This is a genomic window from Xanthomonas sp. AM6 (genome assembly GCF_025665335.1).
In the GTDB taxonomy this organism is placed as follows: domain Bacteria; phylum Pseudomonadota; class Gammaproteobacteria; order Xanthomonadales; family Xanthomonadaceae; genus Xanthomonas_A.
In genome coordinates, this window is the sequence record NZ_CP106869.1 from 2,873,180 (window position 1) to 2,890,778 (window position 17,599).

The following is a 17,599-nucleotide window of genomic DNA, read 5'->3' on the forward strand; positions in this document are numbered from 1 at the left end:
GCTCCGCCGCCCGGCCGCCCCGCATCCCCGTTCGCCGCCAGGCCCTGTGCTTGGCACTGGCCGCGCTGCTCGCGCCATTGGCGGCCAGCGCCACCGCGGCGGACGCGGCGACGGACGCGACGACCGACGGCGCCAGCGCGCCGAAGCTGCTGGACAAGCTCGACGTGGTCGCCCAGCGCGCCGACGGCTACACCGCGCCGGCCAGCGCGGCCGGGACCGGCCTGCTGCTGAGCCCGCTGGAAACGCCGCAGTCGGTGAGTACGATCGGCCGTGCGCAGATGGACGATTTCGGCCTGGACAGCGCCAACGCGGTGCTGGCGCTGGCCACCGGCGTCAACGTCGAGAAGATCGAGACCGACCGCACCTACTACACCGCGCGCGGCTTCGACATCCTCAATTTCCAGGTGGACGGACTGGGCCTGCCGTTCACCAACGGCGGCGCGGAAGGCGATCTGGACACGGCGATGTACGAGCGCGTGGACGTGCTGCGCGGCGCCAACGGCCTGCTGTCCTCGACCGGCAACCCGTCGGCGACGATCGACTTCGTGCGCAAGCGCCCCACCGAGGACCTGCAGGGCAGCGCCGGGGTGACCGTGGGCAGCTGGGACATGCGCCGCGTCGACGCCGACCTGGCCGGCCGGCTCAACGCCAGCGGCAGCGTGCGCGGGCGCTTCGTCGCCGTCGGCCAGGACGGCGACAGCTACCTGGACCGCTATGCGCTGAACAAGCAGAGCTTCTACGGCATCGTCGAGGCCGACCTCGGCGACAGCACCCGCCTCAGCGTCGGCGCCAGCTACCAGAAGAACGAATCCACCGGCGGCATGTGGGGCGCGCTGCCGTTGTTCTACAGCGACGGCAGCGCCACCGACTACGCCCGCTCCACCAGCACCTCGGCCGACTGGTCGTACTGGACGACCAAGGACAAGCGCGCGTTCGTGGAACTGCAGCAGGCGCTGGGCGCGGACTGGCAGCTCAAGGCCGCACTGAACTACCGCAGGCTCGACAACGACAGCCAGCTGTTCTACGTCTACGGCACCCCGGACCGCGACACCGGCCTGGGCCTGTACTCCTATCCTTCGCAGTACGGCAGCGAGGAGACGCAGAAGTACGCCGACCTCTACGCGAGCGGCCCGTTCGCGCTCGGCGGCCGCGCGCACGAGCTGGTGGTCGGGGTCAAATGGGGCCGCGTGCAGGCCGATCAGCTCTCGTGGTACAGCAACGACATCGGCACCGCCCTGCCGCCGCTGCAGGACTGGAGCGGCGACTACCCCAGGCCGGCCTTCGACGCCTATTCCGACACGGCCGACTTCGACATCACCCGCCGCAGCGCCTACGCCACCGCGCGCTGGAACCTGAGCGACGCGCTGAAGCTGATCACCGGCGTCAACCACACCCGGATCGAGAGCCGCGGCCAGAGCTACGGCGTGCAGCACGTGTACGACGCCAGCAAGACCACCCCGTTCGTCGGCGCGGTGTACACCTTCGATCCGGACTACGCGCTGTACGCCAGCTACGCGGAGATCTTCAATCCGCAGACCGAGCTGGACCGCAACCTGCAGGTGCTGGACCCGATCACCGGCAGCAATGCCGAACTGGGCATCAAGGGCCAATGGCTGCAGCAGCGGGTCAGCGCCTCGTTCGCCCTGTTCCGCGCCAAGCAGGACAACACTGCCGAGGCCGATGCCTTCGTCGGCACGCTGCAGACCTACCACCCCGTGGACGCGACCTCCACCGGCTACGAGTTCGACCTCGCCGGCCGGCTCGGCGACCACTGGCAACTCAACGCCGGCTACACCCAGCTGAGCATCGAGGACGACGCCGGCCGCAACGTGCGCACCTACGTGCCGCGCCGCACCTTCAAGCTCGCCACCACCTACAGCGTGCCGCAGTGGGAAGCGCTGAAACTGGGCGCGACGCTGACCTGGCAGGGCGACATCTACCGCGACCAGCAGGCGCTGGACACCAGCGGCAACGCGATCTTCACCCGGCAGGACAGCTATGCGCTGCTCGGATTGATGGCGCACTACGACTTCACCCCGCAGCTCAGCGCCACGCTCAACGTGTACAACGTCACCGACCGCAAGTACATCAACAGCCTGTATTGGGCGCAGGGCTACTACGGCGCGCCGCGCAACACCGCGCTGTCGCTGGACTACCGGTTCTGACCGCAGCGCCGTGGACGGGCATCGCCGCATGGTGATGCCCGCCCAAGGCGAGCGCGGCATGCCGTTCTCGCCACGCGGCGCATTCCGTCCTCGCTCAGTGCATGCCTGGGTCGGGGATGATCGGATCGATGCGCACGGAAACGGCGATCCCGGAGCACCCCCTGTAGGAGCGACTTCAGTCGCGACCCGACTTGCCGACAAAGCCCGCCGAATCCGAAGCCGGCAGGCACGCGATACGATCTGCGCATAGGCAACCGCGTTTCTCGGCCTGCGCGTGCAGCGATCGCGACGATGCCGAGCATCCGCCCGGCACGCGTCGAGGCGTTCCGGCGCTGCGCGCGGGCAGCGCGGCGGGTATCGCGCCTGGCGACGCTGCGGACCAGTTCCTCCCTGCCCCGGTCTTCGCCGGCTGCGCATGCGCGCAGCGCACGCCGCCACTTACTCGGCGGCGTCGCCGGCCCGCCCGCGCAGCTTGTCCAGGCGGTCGAGCAGGCCGATCCAGAACGCGGCCGGCAGCTCCGCCACCAGCGGCACGCTGAAGCACCAGTCGTTGACCAGCGACGCGCACTTGACCGCGTCCTTCTCGGTCATCAGCACCGGCAGCTCGCTGCCGAACGACAGGTCGGCGGCGCGATAGCGGTGGTGGTCGGGAAACGCGTGCGGCACCACGCCGATGCCGTGCGCGCGCAGCATGTCGAAGAAGCGCTGCGGATGGGCGATGCCGGCGACGGCGTGCACGCGCTGCCCGGCTAAACTGCGCAGCGGCCGCGCGCGGCCGCCCTGCAGCGGCTGCGCGCTGTCGATGCGCAGGCGCATCGCCCATTCGCCGAAGCCGGCCTGGACCTCGCCGGCATCGCTGGCCTGGCCCAGGTTGATGACCCGGAAATCGCATTCGCGGCCGCGCGTGGCCGGCTCGCGCAACGGACCGGCCGGCAGCAGGCGGCCGTTGCCGTAGCGGCGATGGCCGTCGACCACTTCGATCTCGATGTCGCGCTGCAGCCGGTAGTGCTGCAGGCCGTCGTCGCAGACCACGATGTCGCAGCCGGCCTGCAGCAGCGCGCGCGCGGCGGCCACGCGGTCGCGGTCCACCCGCACCGGCGCGCCGGTCTTGTGCGCGATCAGCACCGGCTCGTCGCCGCCCAGTTCCGGCGTGGTGCCCGGCTCGATCCAGCGCGCGACCTGGTCCTGGCTGCGGCCGTAGCCGCGGGTGGCGACGCCGGGCTTCCAGCCGGCCTCCTGCAGCTTGCGCACCAGCGCGATGGTCAGCGGGGTCTTGCCGGTGCCGCCGGCGGTGAGGTTGCCGACCACCACCACCGGCACCGCGACGCTGTAGCGCCTGCGCCAGCCGCGCCGGTACAGCGCGCGGCGCAGGCCGATCGCCGCCGCGTACACCGGGGTCAGCAGGCGCGCGTACAGCGGCGGCGTGCCCTGGCCGTACCAGTAGCCGGGCGTGTGCGGACCACGACCGCTCATCAGGCCTGCCTTTCGCGGAACTGCATGCTGTGCAGGTGCGCGTACAGGCCGCCCTGCGCCAGCAGCGCGTGGTGGGTGCCGCGCTCGACGATGCGGCCGTGGTCCATCACCAGCACCTGGTCGGCGTGTTCGATGGTGGACAGGCGGTGCGCGATGACCAGCGTGGTGCGCTCGGGCATCAGCCGGTGCAGCGCGTCCTGCACCAGCCGCTCGGATTCGTTGTCCAGCGCGGCGGTGGCCTCGTCCAGGATCAGGATCGGCGCGTCGCGCAGGATCGCGCGCGCGATCGCCAGGCGCTGGCGCTGGCCGCCGGACAGCAGCGCGCCGTTCTCGCCGACCGGCGTTTGCAGCTGCAGCGGCAGCCGCTCGATGAACTCCCAGGCGTTGGCCGCCTCGGCCGCGGCGCGGATCTGCGCCTCGCTGGCCTCGGTGCCGTAGGCGATGTTGGCGGCGATGGTGTCGTCGAACAGCATCACCCGCTGTCCGACCAGCGCGATCTGCCGGCGCAGGTCGTGCAGGCGGTAGTCGTGCAGCGGCACCCCGTCCAGGGTGATGCGGCCGCCGCTGGGTTCGTAGAAGCGCGGCACCAGCCGCACCAGGCTGGTCTTGCCGCTGCCGGACCGGCCGACGATGGCGGTGACCGTGCCCGGCCTGGCGCTGAAGCTGATGTCGTCCAGCGCCAGCCCGCCGTCGTCGCGGTAGCGCAGCATCACCCGGTCGAACTCCAGTTCGCCGCGCACGCGCTGCACCGACACGCTGCCGCTGTCGCGCTCTTCCGGCGTGTCCAGGATCGAGAACAGCCGCTCGGCCGCGGCCACGCCGCGCGAGATCGAGGTCTGCACGCTGGTCAGCCGGCGCAGCGAGGGAATGATCGCCATCATCGAGGTCATCAGCGCGATGAACTGGCCCGGGTTCAGGCGCCCGGCCAGCGCCTCGCGGGTGGCGACCCAGACGATCGCCGCCAGCGCCACCGCGGCCAGGAACTGGACCATGCTCGAGGCCAGCGCGCGGGTGGTCTCGACCTTCATGTTCAGGCCCAGCATGCGGTTGGCCAGCGCCGCGTAGCGCGAGATCTCCAGCGACTGGGTGCCGTGCACCTTCACTTCCTGCTGCGCGCTCAGCGACTGCTCGGCGCTCTGCGCCATCGAGCCCATGCCGTCCTGGATGCCGCGGCTGATCTTGCGGTAGCGCTTGCCGACGTAGGACACGATGACCCCGATCAGCGGCGCCACCACCAGCAGCGCCAGGGTCACCTTGACGCTCATCTGCAGCATCACCACCAGCATGTAGAAGATGGTCAGGGTGTCGGCGACGATGGTCTTCAACGCATCGGCGGCGGCCTGGGTGACCTGCTCGGTATCGAAGTTCAGCCGGCTGACCATCACCGGCGTGGCCTCGCCGTCGAAGTGCGAGGACGGCAGGTGCAGGTACTTGGCCAGCACCTGCTCGCGCAGGTCGCGCACCACGCTGCGCCCGGTGCGCGCCATGCAGTAGTCGCCGACGAAGGTGGCGAAGCTGCGCATCACGAACAGGCCCAGGATCGCCAGCGGCAGCAGCACCGCCATGCGCGCCTCGGGATTGACGAAGCCGCGGTTGACCAGCGGGTCCATCAGCCGGGTGAAGAAGTAGCCGGCGGTGGCTTCCACCACCATCGCCACCAGCGCGGCGGCCAGCATCACCCAATAGGCGCGGGTATATCCGAGCAGCCGACGGTAGATCGGCCAGACCGGTGCCATCTTGCCGCTCACTGCCTGACTTCCGGCGCGGTGGCGATGGCGATGCGGCGGAAGCCGAGCTGGCCCAGCGCGTCCTGCGCGGTGACCACGGCCTGGTATGGGGTGCGCGCATCGGCGCGCAGCAGCACCGGCTGCTCGCGGTCGTCGCCGGCGACCTGGGCGATGCTGCGCTTGACCGACTCCACGTCGGTGCGCAGCACTTCCTGGTCGTTGACGAAATAGTGCCCGTCGGCATTGACCAGCACGCTCAGCGCGCGCGGCGGCGCCGGATTGTGCTGGTCGCTGGCGTTGGGCAGCTGCAGTTGCAAGGTGGAACGGGCGTCGAAGGTGGTGGTCACAACGAAGAAGATGATCAGGACAAGGATGACGTCGATCAGGGGCACCAGGTCGATGTGCGGCTCGTCCTGGCCGCGGTCGTCGCGGATCCGCACCGGCTCAGCCCTTGGCCGGCGCGGCGGCGCCAGGACGCGATGCCGGGCGCGCCGCGGTCGGCCCCGGCGCGCCGGGGCGGCCGTGGCCGTCGAGGACGTCGCTGAGCGCGGTGGCTTCCTGCTCCATCTCGATGATGTAGCCGGCGATGCGGCCCTTGAAGTAGCGATGGAAGACCAGCGCCGGCACCGCGATGATCATGCCGGTGGCGGTGCACACCAGCGCCTTGCCGATGCCGCCGGCGAGCTGGTTCACGTCGCCGACGCCGTGGTCGAGGATGCCCAGGAACATCTGGATCATGCCGACCACGGTGCCGAGCAGGCCGAGCAGCGGCCCGGCCGAGGCGACCGTGCCCAACGCGTTCAGGAACCGCTCCATGCGGTGCACGACGTGGCGGCCGGTGTCCTCGATCCGCTCGCGGACGATCTCGCGCGGCCGGTTGCGCACGTCCAGCCCGGCGGCGAGCAGCGCGCCCAGCGGCGAGTTGTGCCGCAACGACTCGATGTGGGTCGGGTCGAGCTTGCCGCGCGTGGCCCAGTTGCGCACTTCCTGGCCCAGCCCCGGCGGCAGCACTTCGCTACGGCGCAGGCTCCAGAACCGCTCCAGGACGATCGCCAGCGCGACCACGCCCAACAGCAGCAACGGCACCATCGGCCAGCCACCGGCCTTGACCAGTTCCCACACGTCGCAACCCTCCGGCACGTTCGGCCGTTCGTTCACTGGCCGATAGGATAGCAGCCGCCCGCGCCCGCTCCGCGGCATCCCACAGCCGCCCCCGCCAGGGCCGCCGCTCGCGCAGCTGCAGGCCCGCGCGTCCCAGCCACACGCGCAGCGCGCCGCCCTGCGGGGTGGCCGCGACCTCGGTCCCGGCCGCCTGCCAGCGCGCCACCACCGCCGGCCGCGGATGGCCGAAGCGATTGCCGTAGCCAGCCGAGACCAGCGCCAGCCGCGCGCCGGTGGCGGCGACGAAGGCCGGCTGCGAGGAATGCGCGCTGCCGTGATGCGGCGCCAGCACCACCTCGGCGCGCAGGTCCTGCGGCGCCTGGCGCAGCAGGCGGCTCTCCACGACCTCGCCGATGTCGCCGGTCAGCAGCATCGCGCCATGCGCGCTTTCCACCCGCAACACGCAGCTCGACTCGTTGGCCAGGTAGGGAAACCCGGGCGTGGGATGCAGGAACCGGAAGCGCACCCCGTCCCATTCCCAGGCCGTCCCGGCCAGGCATGGCCGGTCCACCCGCACCGGCGCGCCGGCCGGCGCCTCGGCCAGGCCGACCGGCAACGCCGCGCGGACCGCGTCGAAGCCGCCGGCATGGTCGTTGTCGCCATGGCTGATCACCGCCCGGTCCAGCCGCGCCACGCCCAGCGCGTGCAGCGCCGGCACCACCGCGCGCTCGCCGGCGTCGTAGCCGTCCTGGATCGCCGGGCCGGCGTCGTACAGCAACTGGTGCCGCGCGGTGCGCACCAGCACCGACAGGCCCTGGCCGACGTCGATCATCACCAGTTCCACCTCGCCCGCCGCCGGCCGCTCCAGCGGCGGCCAGAACAGCGGCAGCCACAGCAGGGCCGCCAGCGGCTTGCCCGGGACCGCGCGCGGCAGCAACAGCCAGAACGCGCCCAGCAGCGCCAGCGGCAACGCCCAGTCGCGCGCCTCCGGCAGCCACCACAGCGCGAAGCGGCTTTCGCCCAGCGCGCTGAACCACGGCCAGGACAGGTCGAAGCACCACGCCGCCGCGCGCCAGGCCCAACGCCCGGCACCGGCGTGCAGCGCTTCCAGCGCGGTGCCGAGCAGCGCCAGCGGCACCACCACCAGGCTCCACCACGGGATCGCCAGCAGGTTGGCGAACGGCCCGGCCGCCGAGGCCTGGCCGAACAGCATGGTGCTCAGCGGCAGCAGCCCCAGCGTGGCCACGCCCTGCGCCGACAGGAATTCGCGCAGCTTCCCGCGCCAGCCGCCGCCCGCGACCGGCATGCACCAGGCCAGCCAGGCCACGCCGAGGAAGCTCAGCCAGAAGCCGGCCGACAACACCGCCAGCGAATCGAAGGCGAGCATGACGATCGCCGCCAGCGCCAGCGCATCGGCCACTCGCACCGGGCGCCGCCACAGCCGCGCGGCCACCACCACCGCGATCATCAGTGCGGTGCGCACGGTCGGCAGTGCCATGCCCGACAGCAAGGTGTAGCCGCCGGCACCGAGCACCGCCAGCAATGCCGCGGCCTGGCGCCGCGGCCAGTGCCGGCCCAGGGGCGGCCACAGCCGCCACAGGCCGCCGCCGAGCAGCGCGAACGCGCCGGCGACCAGGCCGACATGGAAACCGGAAATGGCGATCAGGTGGGTCAGCCCGGCGGCGCGCAGGATGCGCCAGTCGCGGTCGTCCAGCATGCGCGTGTCGCCGAGCGCCAGCGCCTGCACGTAGCGCGCCGACGCGCGCGGCACCGCGGCCGCGATCCGTGCCGACATGCGTTCGCGCCAGGCATCGATGCCGCGCCCGGGCGCCAGTTCGGTCGCGGCGCGCGGCGCGACGACGTAGCCGCTGGCGCCGATCCGCTGCGCCAGTGCATACGCTTCGGCATCGAAACCGCCGGGATTGCTGAGCCCGCGCGGCGCGCGCAGGCGCACGCTCAGCCGCCAGCGCGCGCCGGCATGCAGCGCGGTGCGCGGGCCGGGGACATGCGCGCCGAAGTCGTCGTACCAGGCCAGTTGCAGCAGGCGCCCGCGCAGCGGCGCCGGTTGGGCGGCATCGGCGTCCACCCGGAACAGGAACCACGTGCGCCGGACCTCGGCCTGCGGCAGTTCCACCACCTGCCCGCTCAGCGTGGCCACGCGCTTCTCCCAGGCGGCGGGCAGTTGCCGCGCCAACACCATGCCGGCGACCAGCCCCAGCCAGCCGCAGCCCAAGGCGAACGCGCCCAGCCAGCGCCAGCGCGGCAGGCCGCCCCACACTGCGCCGCCGCCGAGCAGCAGCGCCAGCGACAGCGGCCAGGGTGCCAGCCGCGGCAGCCACAATGCCGCCAGCACGCCGGCGGCCAGGCTGGCGGCGACGGCGATGCCGAACGGCGCGACCGCGATGCCGCGCGAAGCCGGCATGGGGACCTGGCCGCTGGCAGATGTGGGACAGTGCATGCGATCGCCGCTCCTTGGCATGGGACGGTGCAGTGCACGGATGACGGCAGCCGCGACAGACGGCGACGACCACAGCGGGACTGCATCGACAGGCTCGCGCACCGCCCTGACGCGCGCCATCGGCCAAGCCCTGGACGCCGCGTAGGAATTCGCCTCGAACGTGGCCGGGTACGCATCCAGCGCGGCATCGTCGCGATGCGGCAGCCCTGCCACATCGCGCCGGGCGCGGCCGGATCGCGCGAACCCGTGCAGCAGCGGCCACGGCGCCGGCCGCGTCAAGAAACCCAGGCGCTGGTGGAGAAAGAGGCGGTAGCCGGGCTCGAGCCGCGTATCGAGATCGCGGCCCTGGGCATTGCAACGTCGCTCCAGCCGCTTTCTCCGCATGTTCATCGGCATACCGCTAGCGTGGCGGTTTGCTTGAGAGGAATCCGCACATGCGCAAGGGCATCGCACTGGTGGTCGGGGTCACCGGCATCTCCGGCTACAACCTGGCCAGGGTGCTGGTCGCGGACGGCTGGACCGTCTATGGACTGGCGCGCCGTCCGGTCGCGCAGGAAGGCGTGATTCCGGTGGCGGCCGACCTGCTGGACCGCGAGGCGACCGTCGCCGCATTGCGCGGGCTTCCGATCACCCACGTGTTCTTCTGCACCTGGACCCGGCGCGACACCGAGCGGGAGAACGTCGCCGCCAACGGCGCGATGCTGCGCCACCTGTGCGAAGGCCTGGACGGCGCCACGCTGCAGCACATGGCGCTGGTCACCGGCACCAAGCACTACCTGGGCTCGTTCGAGCACTACGGCAGCGGCAAGGCGGAGACGCCGTTCCGCGAGAGCGAGCCGCGCCAGCCGGGCGAGAATTTCTACTACACGCTGGAAGACCTGCTGTTCGACGCCGCCGCGCGCCATGGTTTCGGCTGGAGCGTGCACCGCTCGCACACCATGATCGGCCAGGCCAACGGCAGCAACGCGATGAACATGGGCGTGACCCTGGCGGTGTACGCGACGCTGTGCAAGCACAGCGGGCAGCCGTTCATGTTCCCCGGCTCGCGCGCGCAATGGGACAGCCTCACCGACCTCACCGACGCCGGCCTGCTCGGCCGCCAGCTGGCCTGGGCCGCGACCAGCCCGGCCGCGCGCGACCAGGCGTTCAACACGGTCAACGGCGACGTGTTCCGCTGGCGCTGGATGTGGGGCGAGATCGCCGCGTTCTTCGGCCTGGAGGCGGCGCCGTATCCCGAGGCGCCGATGCCGCTGGAGCCGCGCCTGAAGCACACCGCGCCGGCGCAATGGCGCGACATCGCCGCCCGCCACGCGCTGGTGCAGGCGGACGTGGACCAGCTGGCGTCGTGGTGGCATACCGATGCCGACCTCGGCCGCGAGATCGAGTGCGTCAACGACATGACCAAGAGCCGCGATCTCGGCTTCCTCGACCACTACGACAGCCGCGCCTCGTTCCTGGAACTGTTCACGCGGCTGCGCGCGCAGCGGCTGATTCCCTGAGGAGCGCGGCCTCGGCGGACCGAATCGGCACAGCCGGGAAACTGTCGGTACGGGATTGTCGAATGGGCAGGCTTTGAGCGGCCTTCATCCGATGTCGCTCTCCCCATTGCGGAACAGCCTCGGCCCATCGCCCCGACCAGTTCCGCCGCCGGAAGAACCCCGGCTTCGCTCGTCGCGGCTGAAGCCGCTCCCACAAGGGCACGCGGCCCGTGAGGAGCACGCGGCCGACACGCGGGGGCACTGTAGGAGCGGCTTCAGCCGCGACCGATCGCCGAAACGAGCGTGGTGCCGGACTGCACTCGTTGCAGCTCGAGCCGCTCCACAAGGAGCTCGCGGCCCACGTGTCGCGTGCGCTGCGGCCAGGTGTTCAGCGCTGACCGATTGCCGGAGCCGGTGCATCCCCCGGCTTCGCTCGTCGCGGCTGAAGCCGCTCCTACAAGGGCTTGCGGCCGACGGCTGGGTGCACCGTGGGAGGAACGTCAATCCCGACTGTGTCCGAAGCCGGATGGCTGGATAGCTCCCTTCGTCGCGACTGAAGTCGCTCCCACGGTGGCTTGCGGCCTGCGCGCTGGGCGCACTGCAGGAGCCGAACCGCCATGCTCCCGGGATGCATTGATCGTGACCGACCGGTCGCGGCCATAGCGACGCGCGTTCCGAGTCGGCACACGCCCTGCTACACGTCGGCAGGCGCCAGTTCGCGCAGCTTGCCCTGGTGCAGTTCCAGCACGCGGTCGAGCTTGCGCGCCAGGCTGCGGTCGTGGGTGACCAACGCCAGGCTGGTGCCGTGCGCGCGGTTGAGCTCGAGCATCAGCGCGAACACGTTGGCCGCGGTCTTGTCGTCGAGGTTGCCGGTCGGCTCGTCGCCGAGCACGCAGGCCGGGCGGTTGACCAGCGCGCGCGCCACCGCCGCGCGCTGGCGCTCGCCGCCGGACAGCTCGCCCGGCTTGTGCTCCAGGCGATGGCCCAGGCCCACCGATTCGAGCAAGGCGCGCGCGCGCGCGGCCGCGTCCTTGACCTCGGCGCCGCCGAGCAGCACCGGCATCATCACGTTCTCCAGCGCGGTGAATTCCGGCAGCAGGTGATGGAACTGGTAGACGAAGCCGAGCGAGCGGTTGCGCAGCTGGCCGCGCGCCGCGTCCGACAGCGCCGACATGCGCTGCCCGGCCACGTACACCTCGCCTTCGGTGGGCACGTCGAGGCCGCCGAGCAGGTGCAGCAGCGTGCTCTTGCCGGCGCCGGACGCGCCGACGATGGCCACGGTCTCGCCCGGCGCCACGCTCAGGTCCAGCCCGTCGAACACCGGCGTGCGCATCTTGCCCTCGGCATAGGTCTTGCCCAGCCCCTCGGCGCGGATCGCCGCCTCCGCCTGCTGTGGCTTTTGCATTCCCGACTCCCGGCCCTCATTCATAGCGCAGCGCCTCCGCCGGCTGCGTGCGCGCCGCGCGCCAGGCCGGATACAGCGTGGCCAGGAAGCTCATCAGCAGCGCGACGATGGTGATCACCACCACGTCGTGCGGCTGCATGTCGGTCGGCAGGCCGGTGATGTAGTACACATCCTCCGGCAGCAGCTTGATGTTGAACAGCGCCTCGATGCCGGCCAGGATCCGCTCCAGGTTCAGGGTCAGCACGATGCCGCCGATCACCCCGGCCACGGTGCCGATCACGCCGATCAGCGTGCCCTGCACCATGAACACCTGCATCACCCCGCCCGGGCTCAGCCCCAGCGTGCGCAGGATGGCGATGTCGGCCTGCTTGTCGGTGACCAGCATCACCTGCGAGGACACCAGGTTGAACGCGCCCATCGCGATGATCAGCGACAGCAGGATGCCCATCACCGTCTTTTCCATCTTCAGCGACTGGTACAGGTTGGCGTTCTCGCGGGTCCAGTCGCTGACCATGTACGGGCCGTGCAGGTTCAGCGCCAGGTCGCGGGCCACGTCCCAGGCCAGGTCCATGTTGTGCAGTTTCAGGCGCACGCCGGTGACGCCGTCGCCGAGGCGCAGCACGCGCTGCAGGTCCGGCATGCTGGTCACCGCCAGGCCGCGGTCGATCTCGTTGTAGCCGGCCTCGAAGATGCCGCTGACGGTGAAGCGCTTGTAGCGCGGCACCATGCCCATCGGGCTGGCCTGCGGTTCGCCGAGCATCACCACCACCTTGTCGCCCACGCCCACGCCCAGCCACAGCGCCAGTTCCTGGCCGAGCAGGATGTTGTAGGAGCCGGGCGTGAGGCTGTCGATCGAGCCCTGCTTCATCTTCTGCGCCAGCACCGAGACCTTGGCCTCTTCGCTGGGCAGGATGCCGCGCACGATCGCCGGCTGGTTGCGCTGCCCGGTGAGCAGCGCTTCTTCTTCCACGTACGGCGCGGCGCCGGCCACGCGCGGGTCGCGCGTGGCCACGTCCACCGCGTGTTGCCAGTCCTGCATCGGCGCGCCCTGCGCGCTGACCGTGGCGTGCGCGGCCATCTGCAGCAGGCGGTCGCGGATCTCCTTCTGGAAACCGCTCATCACCGCCAGCGTGGTGATCAGCACGGTCACGCCCAGGGCGATGCCGAGGATCGAGGCCATCGAGATGAAGGAGATGAAGTTGTTGCGGCGCTTGGCGCGCAGATAGCGCAGGCCGATGGCCACGGATAAGGGTTTGAACATGCGCAGCCACCGTCCAGGGAGCGCTATGGTGCCATCTGCGGCGGCGCAGACGAAGCGGCACGGGCCTGCGCGGCCAGACGCAGTTCACGTCGCGCCGCCGCCGGCAGCGTATCCGGCCACCAGGCCAGGCGCCCCACCCTGCCGCGCGCGTCGCGCCAGCGCACGAAGGCCAGCGGCCCGCGCCAGTCCACCTGCAGCGCCGCCACCGGCTGGCCATCGACGCTCGCCGCGGCGCTGCCCTGCGGCGGGATCAGCAGCGCGCGCGGCGGCCGGCGGGCTTCGCGGCGCAACAACAGCACCGCGTACAGCGCGGCCAGCGCCGCGGCCGGCCAGGCCCAGGGCCGCGGCATGTCCGAGCCCAGGATCGACAGCGGCGCCAGCACGCTCAGCAGCGCAAGCGCCGCCAGCAGCCAGCGCGAGGGGCGCCACTCAAGCCGGCATGGCGCGGATGGCGGCGATGAGGTCGGCGGCGTGTGCATCGGGACAAGCCTCGTAGCCCATGAACCAGCGCCACAACTTATCGTCCTCGCAATCGAGCAGGTATAGGAAAACCCCGCGCTCGGCCTCGGGGGCCTGCGCCCAGCGCCGGTCCAGGTAGCGCCCGAACAGCTGGTCCAGCTCGCGCATGCCGCGCCGGCAACGCCAGCGCAGCTTCTTCAGTTCGGTGGCTTCGTCCATCGGCATCGCACCTCGGTCTGGTGGACGGAACGCCGCGTTCGGCGACCGTCGAAAACGCGCGCGGCACCGAACCCGAAAGCCGGTGCCGCGCAGTCGGACGGGCCTGCCGTCCGTGGTGGAACGCTAGCCGGTCAGGCGCGGCGCGCCATCATCAGCTTCTTGATCTCGGCGATCGCCAGCGCCGGGTTCAGCCCCTTCGGGCAGGTCCGCGCGCAGTTCATGATGGTGTGGCAGCGGTACAGCTTGAACGGGTCTTCCAGGTCGTCCAGGCGCGCACCGGTGTCTTCGTCGCGCGAGTCGATGATCCAGCGGTAGGCCTGCAGCAGGATCGCCGGGCCCAGGTAGCGTTCGCCGTTCCACCAGTAGCTCGGGCAGCTGGTCGAGCAGCACGCGCACAGGATGCACTCGTACAGGCCGTCGAGCTTCTTGCGGTCCTCCGGCGACTGCAGCCGCTCGCGGTCCGGCGGCGGCGGGGTCTGGGTGCGGATCCACGGCTTGATCGAGGCGTACTGCGCGTAGAAGTGGGTCAGGTCCGGCACCAGATCCTTGATCACGCTCATGTGCGGCAGCGGATAGATCGGCACCTCGGCCTTGCCGCAGTCGGCGATCGCCTTGGTGCAGGCCAGCGTGTTGGTGCCGTCGATGTTCATCGCGCACGAACCGCAGATGCCTTCGCGGCAGGACCGGCGGAAGGTCAGGGTCGGATCGATCTCGTTCTTGATCTTGATCAGCGCGTCCAGGACCATCGGGCCGCACGCATCCAGGTCGATCTCGTAGGTATCGGTCCGCGGATTGCTGTCGTCGTCCGGATTCCAGCGGTAGACCTTGAAGGTGCGTGCATTCTTCGCGCCTTTGGCGGGAAAGTGCTTGCCCTTGCCGATCTTGGAATTCTTGGGGAGGGTGAACTCTGCCATGGCTTTTAAAATCCGGGATTGGGGATTAGGGATTGGGAGGCGTTGAGAGCAGGAAACGAAGTGCTTCGAATCCCGAATCACCAATCCCCAATCCCGGCTTTGGTCAGTAGACGCGAGGCTTCGGCGGCACCACGTCAACGTCCTTGCTGAGCGTGTACATGTGCACCGGGCGGTAATCGAAGCTGCACTGGCCCTTGTCGTCGACGGTGACCAGGGTGTGCTTCTGCCAGTTGACGTCGTCGCGGTCCGGGAAATCCTCGTGCGCATGCGCGCCGCGGCTTTCCTTGCGCTGCTCGGCCGAGTTGATCGTCGCCACCGCGTTGAGCAGCAGGTTGTTCAGCTCGTAGGTCTCGATCAGGTCCGAATTCCACACCAGCGAGCGGTCGGAGACCTTGACGTCCTCGAAGGTGGCGAAGATCTCGGCCATCTTGTCCACGCCTTCCTTCAGCGTCTTGCTGGTGCGGAACACCGCTGCGTCGGACTGCATGGTGCGCTGCATCTTGTCGCGGATCACCGAGGTCGGGGTGCCGCCGTTGGAATTGCGCAGCTTGTCGAGCAGGCCCAGCGCCTTGTCGCAGGCATCGCCCGGCAGGGTCTTGTGCGGCGCGCCGGTCTTGATCGTCTCGGCGCAGCGGTTGGCCACCGCGCGGCCGAACACCACCAGGTCCAGCAGCGAGTTGGAGCCCAGGCGGTTGGCGCCGTGCACCGACACGCAGGCGGCTTCGCCGATCGCGTACAGGCCCGGCACCACCGAATCGGGGTTGTCGCCGTCCTTGCGCACTACCTCGCCGTGGTAGTTGGTGGGGATGCCGCCCATGTTGTAGTGCACGGTCGGGATCACCGGGATCGGCTGCTTGGCCACGTCCACGCCGGCGAAGATGTGCGCGCTCTCGGCGATGCCGGGCAGCTTCTCGTTGATCACTTCCGGGCCGAGGTGGGTCAGGTCGAGCAGGATGTGGTCCTTGTGCTCGCCGACGCCGCGGCCTTCGCGGATCTCGATGGTCATCGAACGCGACACCACGTCGCGCGAGGCCAGGTCCTTGTAGTGCGGCGCGTAGCGCTCCATGAAGCGCTCGCCGTTGCTGTTGCGCAGGATGCCGCCTTCGCCGCGCACGCCCTCGGTGATCAGGCAGCCGGCGCCGTAGATGCCGGTGGGATGGAACTGCACGAACTCCATGTCCTGCATCGGCAGGCCGGCGCGCATCACCAGGCCGCCGCCGTCGCCGGTGCAGGTGTGCGCGGAGGTGGCGCTGAAGTACGCGCGGCCGTAGCCGCCGGTGGCCAGCACCACGCCGTGGGCGCGGAACAGGTGCAGCGAGCCTTCGGCCATGTCCAGCGCGAGCACGCCGCGGCACACGCCCTCTTCGTCGAAGATCAGGTCCAGCGCGAAGTACTCGATCATGAAGCGCGCGTTGTGCGCCAGCGACTGCTGGTACAGCGTGTGCAGCATGGCGTGGCCGGTGCGGTCGGCGGCGGCGCAGGTGCGCTGCGCGGACGGGCCTTCGCCGTACTTGGTGGTCATGCCGCCAAACGGGCGCTGGTAGATCTTGCCGTCCTCGGTGCGGCTGAACGGCACGCCGTAGTGCTCCAGCTCGATGATCGCCGGGATCGCCTCGCGGCACATGTACTCGATCGCGTCCTGGTCGCCCAGCCAGTCCGAGCCCTTGATGGTGTCGTAGAAGTGGTAGCGCCAGTCGTCCTCGCCCATGTTGCCGAGCGCGGCGGAGATGCCGCCCTGCGCGGCCACGGTGTGCGAACGGGTCGGGAAGACCTTGGTCAGGCAGACCGTCTGCAGGCCCTTCTGGGCCAGGCCGAAGGTGGCGCGCAGGCCGGCGCCGCCGGCGCCGACCACGACCATGTCGTACTTGTGTTCGGTGATCTTGTAAGCGGACATCGAAATGGGGGTTCCTAGAAGGGTCGCCGGCGGATCAGGCAATGCCCAGCGCGATGCGCGCCACGGCGAAGATGCTGACGATGGCGCCGAGCACGGCGACGAAACGCACGATGGTCTGCGCGGCCAGGGCCAGCAGCGAGGTGTGCACGTAGTCTTCCAGCACCACCTGCATGCCCAGCTGCGCATGCCAGAACGCGGCGATGAGGAAGCCGACCAGCAGGATCGCGTTCCACGGCTTGGCCACCGCCTCGGTGGCGGCGACGTAGTCCGAGCCCATCAGGCCCAGCACGAAGATCAGGAACCAGATCGACAGCGGCACCAGCGCGGTGGCGGTCAGCCGCTGCACCACGAAGTGCTCGGTGCCGGTCTTGGCCGCGCCCAGGCCGCGCACGTTCTTCAGCGGGGTACGGTAACGGTTCATGCGGTGGCTCCCAGCAACACGTAGGCCCAGACGGCGGCGGTCAGCACCAGGCTGAGGATCACCGACAGCCAGCCCATGGTGACGAAGGCACGCACCGCGTAGCCCTGGCCGAAGTCCTGCAGGATGTGGCGCAGGCCGCCGAACAGGTGGAAGGCGAAGCACCAGGTCCAGCCGAACAGGAACACCTGTCCGTACCAGGCGCCGGCGATGTCGCGGAAGCAGTTCCAGGAGGCCGGGCCGAGCATCAGCGCCAGCAAGGCTGCGGCGATGATCAGCGCGCCGATCGACAGCACGATGCCGGTGGCTCGATTCAGGATCGAGGTCACCATCTGGATCTGCCAGCGATAGACCTGCAGGTGGGGGGAAAGAGGACGTTCGCGGGTCGCCATTCGCTGGGCTCGTTGTCTCGGCTGGGCGGCGTGCTTAAGGCCGCGTTGGCTCAAAGCTGATCAGAAATCGATGCAGCGTCCGTTTTTCTCCCAGTCGCCGTAGCGCGTCGGCTCGAGGCCGCCGCGACCGCCGATTTCCCGCGGCGCAGGCGCCGCGTCGGGAGTGTTCTCCTCGGCGGGTCGCTGCGTTTCGGGATCGGGCTCGGGTGTGGGGGTTGGTTGGCCTATCATGCGG

General features: G+C 70.3%; 16 protein-coding genes. 2 read left to right on the forward strand and 14 right to left on the reverse strand.

Annotation, left to right across the window (positions count from 1 at the left end):
* Positions 1-50 precede the first annotated feature (50 nt).
* The gene (locus OCJ37_RS12090) at positions 51-2,165 is read left to right on the forward strand and encodes a TonB-dependent siderophore receptor (RefSeq protein ID WP_263109685.1); all 2,115 of its coding nucleotides are present in this window, start codon (positions 51-53) and stop codon (positions 2,163-2,165) included.
* 438 nt (positions 2,166-2,603) lie between these two features.
* Here OCJ37_RS12090 and lpxK read toward each other — a convergent pair whose 3' ends face one another.
* Genes lpxK through OCJ37_RS12115 form a run of 5 tightly spaced genes read right to left on the reverse strand, consistent with a single transcriptional unit; the run spans position 2,604 to position 8,888 of the window.
* On the reverse strand, positions 2,604-3,638 hold the full coding sequence (lpxK, locus tag OCJ37_RS12095) for a tetraacyldisaccharide 4'-kinase (protein WP_263109687.1): 1,035 nt from the start codon (positions 3,636-3,638) through the stop codon (positions 2,604-2,606).
* Positions 3,638-5,374: a lipid A export permease/ATP-binding protein MsbA gene (msbA, locus tag OCJ37_RS12100; protein ID WP_263113671.1), complete on the reverse strand. Its 1,737-nt coding sequence runs from the start codon at positions 5,372-5,374 to the stop codon at positions 3,638-3,640. Before msbA ends, lpxK begins: the two co-directional genes overlap by 1 nt.
* 8 nt (positions 5,375-5,382) lie before the next feature.
* The gene (locus OCJ37_RS12105) at positions 5,383-5,805 is read right to left on the reverse strand and encodes an ExbD/TolR family protein (RefSeq protein ID WP_263109688.1); all 423 of its coding nucleotides are present in this window, start codon (positions 5,803-5,805) and stop codon (positions 5,383-5,385) included.
* Between the two features lie 4 nt (positions 5,806-5,809).
* Entirely contained in the window at positions 5,810-6,487 is a 678-nt protein-coding gene (locus OCJ37_RS12110) for a MotA/TolQ/ExbB proton channel family protein (protein ID WP_263113672.1), read from the reverse strand.
* A complete protein-coding gene (locus tag OCJ37_RS12115) occupies positions 6,381-8,888 on the reverse strand; it encodes a DNA internalization-related competence protein ComEC/Rec2 (protein WP_263109690.1) in 2,508 nt (835 codons plus the stop codon). The genes OCJ37_RS12110 and OCJ37_RS12115 overlap by 107 nt, the downstream gene beginning before the upstream one ends.
* Positions 8,889-9,358: 470 nt before the next feature.
* Here OCJ37_RS12115 and OCJ37_RS12120 point away from each other — a divergent pair, with 470 nt between their 5' ends.
* A complete protein-coding gene (locus OCJ37_RS12120) occupies positions 9,359-10,423 on the forward strand; it encodes an SDR family oxidoreductase (protein WP_263109692.1) in 1,065 nt (354 codons plus the stop codon).
* 673 nt (positions 10,424-11,096) lie between these two features.
* Here OCJ37_RS12120 and lolD read toward each other — a convergent pair.
* The 9 genes from lolD to OCJ37_RS12165 all read right to left on the reverse strand — a co-directional run bounded on the left by lolD (position 11,097) and on the right by OCJ37_RS12165 (position 17,595).
* Positions 11,097-11,831 (reverse strand): lipoprotein-releasing ABC transporter ATP-binding protein LolD, encoded by a 735-nt coding sequence (gene lolD, locus OCJ37_RS12125; protein ID WP_263109693.1) that lies wholly within the window; start codon positions 11,829-11,831, stop codon positions 11,097-11,099.
* Complete coding sequence (locus OCJ37_RS12130) at positions 11,824-13,068, reverse strand: lipoprotein-releasing ABC transporter permease subunit (protein WP_263109695.1); 1,245 nt, start codon at positions 13,066-13,068, stop codon at positions 11,824-11,826. The genes lolD and OCJ37_RS12130 overlap by 8 nt, the downstream gene beginning before the upstream one ends.
* A gap of 23 nt (positions 13,069-13,091) precedes the next feature.
* Positions 13,092-13,547 (reverse strand): hypothetical protein, encoded by a 456-nt coding sequence (locus OCJ37_RS12135; RefSeq protein ID WP_263109696.1) that lies wholly within the window; start codon positions 13,545-13,547, stop codon positions 13,092-13,094.
* Positions 13,498-13,746, reverse strand: coding sequence for an FAD assembly factor SdhE (locus tag OCJ37_RS12140; protein ID WP_263109698.1), 249 nt, complete (start codon positions 13,744-13,746; stop codon positions 13,498-13,500). The genes OCJ37_RS12135 and OCJ37_RS12140 overlap by 50 nt, the downstream gene beginning before the upstream one ends.
* 131 nt (positions 13,747-13,877) lie before the next feature.
* Positions 13,878-14,660, reverse strand: a complete 783-nt coding sequence (locus OCJ37_RS12145) for a succinate dehydrogenase iron-sulfur subunit (protein ID WP_263109699.1) — start codon at positions 14,658-14,660, stop codon at positions 13,878-13,880.
* A 103-nt stretch (positions 14,661-14,763) separates the two neighbouring features.
* On the reverse strand, positions 14,764-16,554 hold the full coding sequence (gene sdhA, locus OCJ37_RS12150) for a succinate dehydrogenase flavoprotein subunit (RefSeq protein WP_263109701.1): 1,791 nt from the start codon (positions 16,552-16,554) through the stop codon (positions 14,764-14,766).
* 34 nt (positions 16,555-16,588) lie between these two features.
* Entirely contained in the window at positions 16,589-16,975 is a 387-nt protein-coding gene (gene sdhD, locus OCJ37_RS12155) for a succinate dehydrogenase, hydrophobic membrane anchor protein (RefSeq protein ID WP_184411015.1), read from the reverse strand.
* Complete coding sequence (gene sdhC / locus OCJ37_RS12160; protein WP_263109704.1) at positions 16,972-17,364, reverse strand: succinate dehydrogenase, cytochrome b556 subunit; 393 nt, start codon at positions 17,362-17,364, stop codon at positions 16,972-16,974. The genes sdhD and sdhC overlap by 4 nt, the downstream gene beginning before the upstream one ends.
* 60 nt (positions 17,365-17,424) lie before the next feature.
* On the reverse strand, positions 17,425-17,595 hold the full coding sequence (locus OCJ37_RS12165) for a DUF1674 domain-containing protein (protein WP_263109705.1): 171 nt from the start codon (positions 17,593-17,595) through the stop codon (positions 17,425-17,427).
* Positions 17,596-17,599 lie beyond the last annotated feature (4 nt).

Coding starts and splice junctions, on each gene's coding strand:
- lpxK (WP_263109687.1), bottom strand. CDS start 3,638: ATGAGCGGTCGTGGTCCGCACACGCCCGGCTACTGGTACGGCCAGGGC.
- OCJ37_RS12140 (WP_263109698.1), bottom strand. CDS start 13,746: ATGGACGAAGCCACCGAACTGAAGAAGCTGCGCTGGCGTTGCCGGCGC.
- sdhC (WP_263109704.1), bottom strand. CDS start 17,364: ATGGCGACCCGCGAACGTCCTCTTTCCCCCCACCTGCAGGTCTATCGC.
- msbA (WP_263113671.1), bottom strand. CDS start 5,374: ATGGCACCGGTCTGGCCGATCTACCGTCGGCTGCTCGGATATACCCGC.
- OCJ37_RS12165 (WP_263109705.1), bottom strand. CDS start 17,595: ATGATAGGCCAACCAACCCCCACACCCGAGCCCGATCCCGAAACGCAG.
- lolD (WP_263109693.1), bottom strand. CDS start 11,831: ATGAATGAGGGCCGGGAGTCGGGAATGCAAAAGCCACAGCAGGCGGAG.
- OCJ37_RS12135 (WP_263109696.1), bottom strand. CDS start 13,547: ATGCACACGCCGCCGACCTCATCGCCGCCATCCGCGCCATGCCGGCTT.
- OCJ37_RS12145 (WP_263109699.1), bottom strand. CDS start 14,660: ATGGCAGAGTTCACCCTCCCCAAGAATTCCAAGATCGGCAAGGGCAAG.
- OCJ37_RS12120 (WP_263109692.1), top strand. CDS start 9,359: ATGCGCAAGGGCATCGCACTGGTGGTCGGGGTCACCGGCATCTCCGGC.
- sdhA (WP_263109701.1), bottom strand. CDS start 16,554: ATGTCCGCTTACAAGATCACCGAACACAAGTACGACATGGTCGTGGTC.
- OCJ37_RS12115 (WP_263109690.1), bottom strand. CDS start 8,888: ATGCCGGCTTCGCGCGGCATCGCGGTCGCGCCGTTCGGCATCGCCGTC.
- OCJ37_RS12130 (WP_263109695.1), bottom strand. CDS start 13,068: ATGTTCAAACCCTTATCCGTGGCCATCGGCCTGCGCTATCTGCGCGCC.
- sdhD (WP_184411015.1), bottom strand. CDS start 16,975: ATGAACCGTTACCGTACCCCGCTGAAGAACGTGCGCGGCCTGGGCGCG.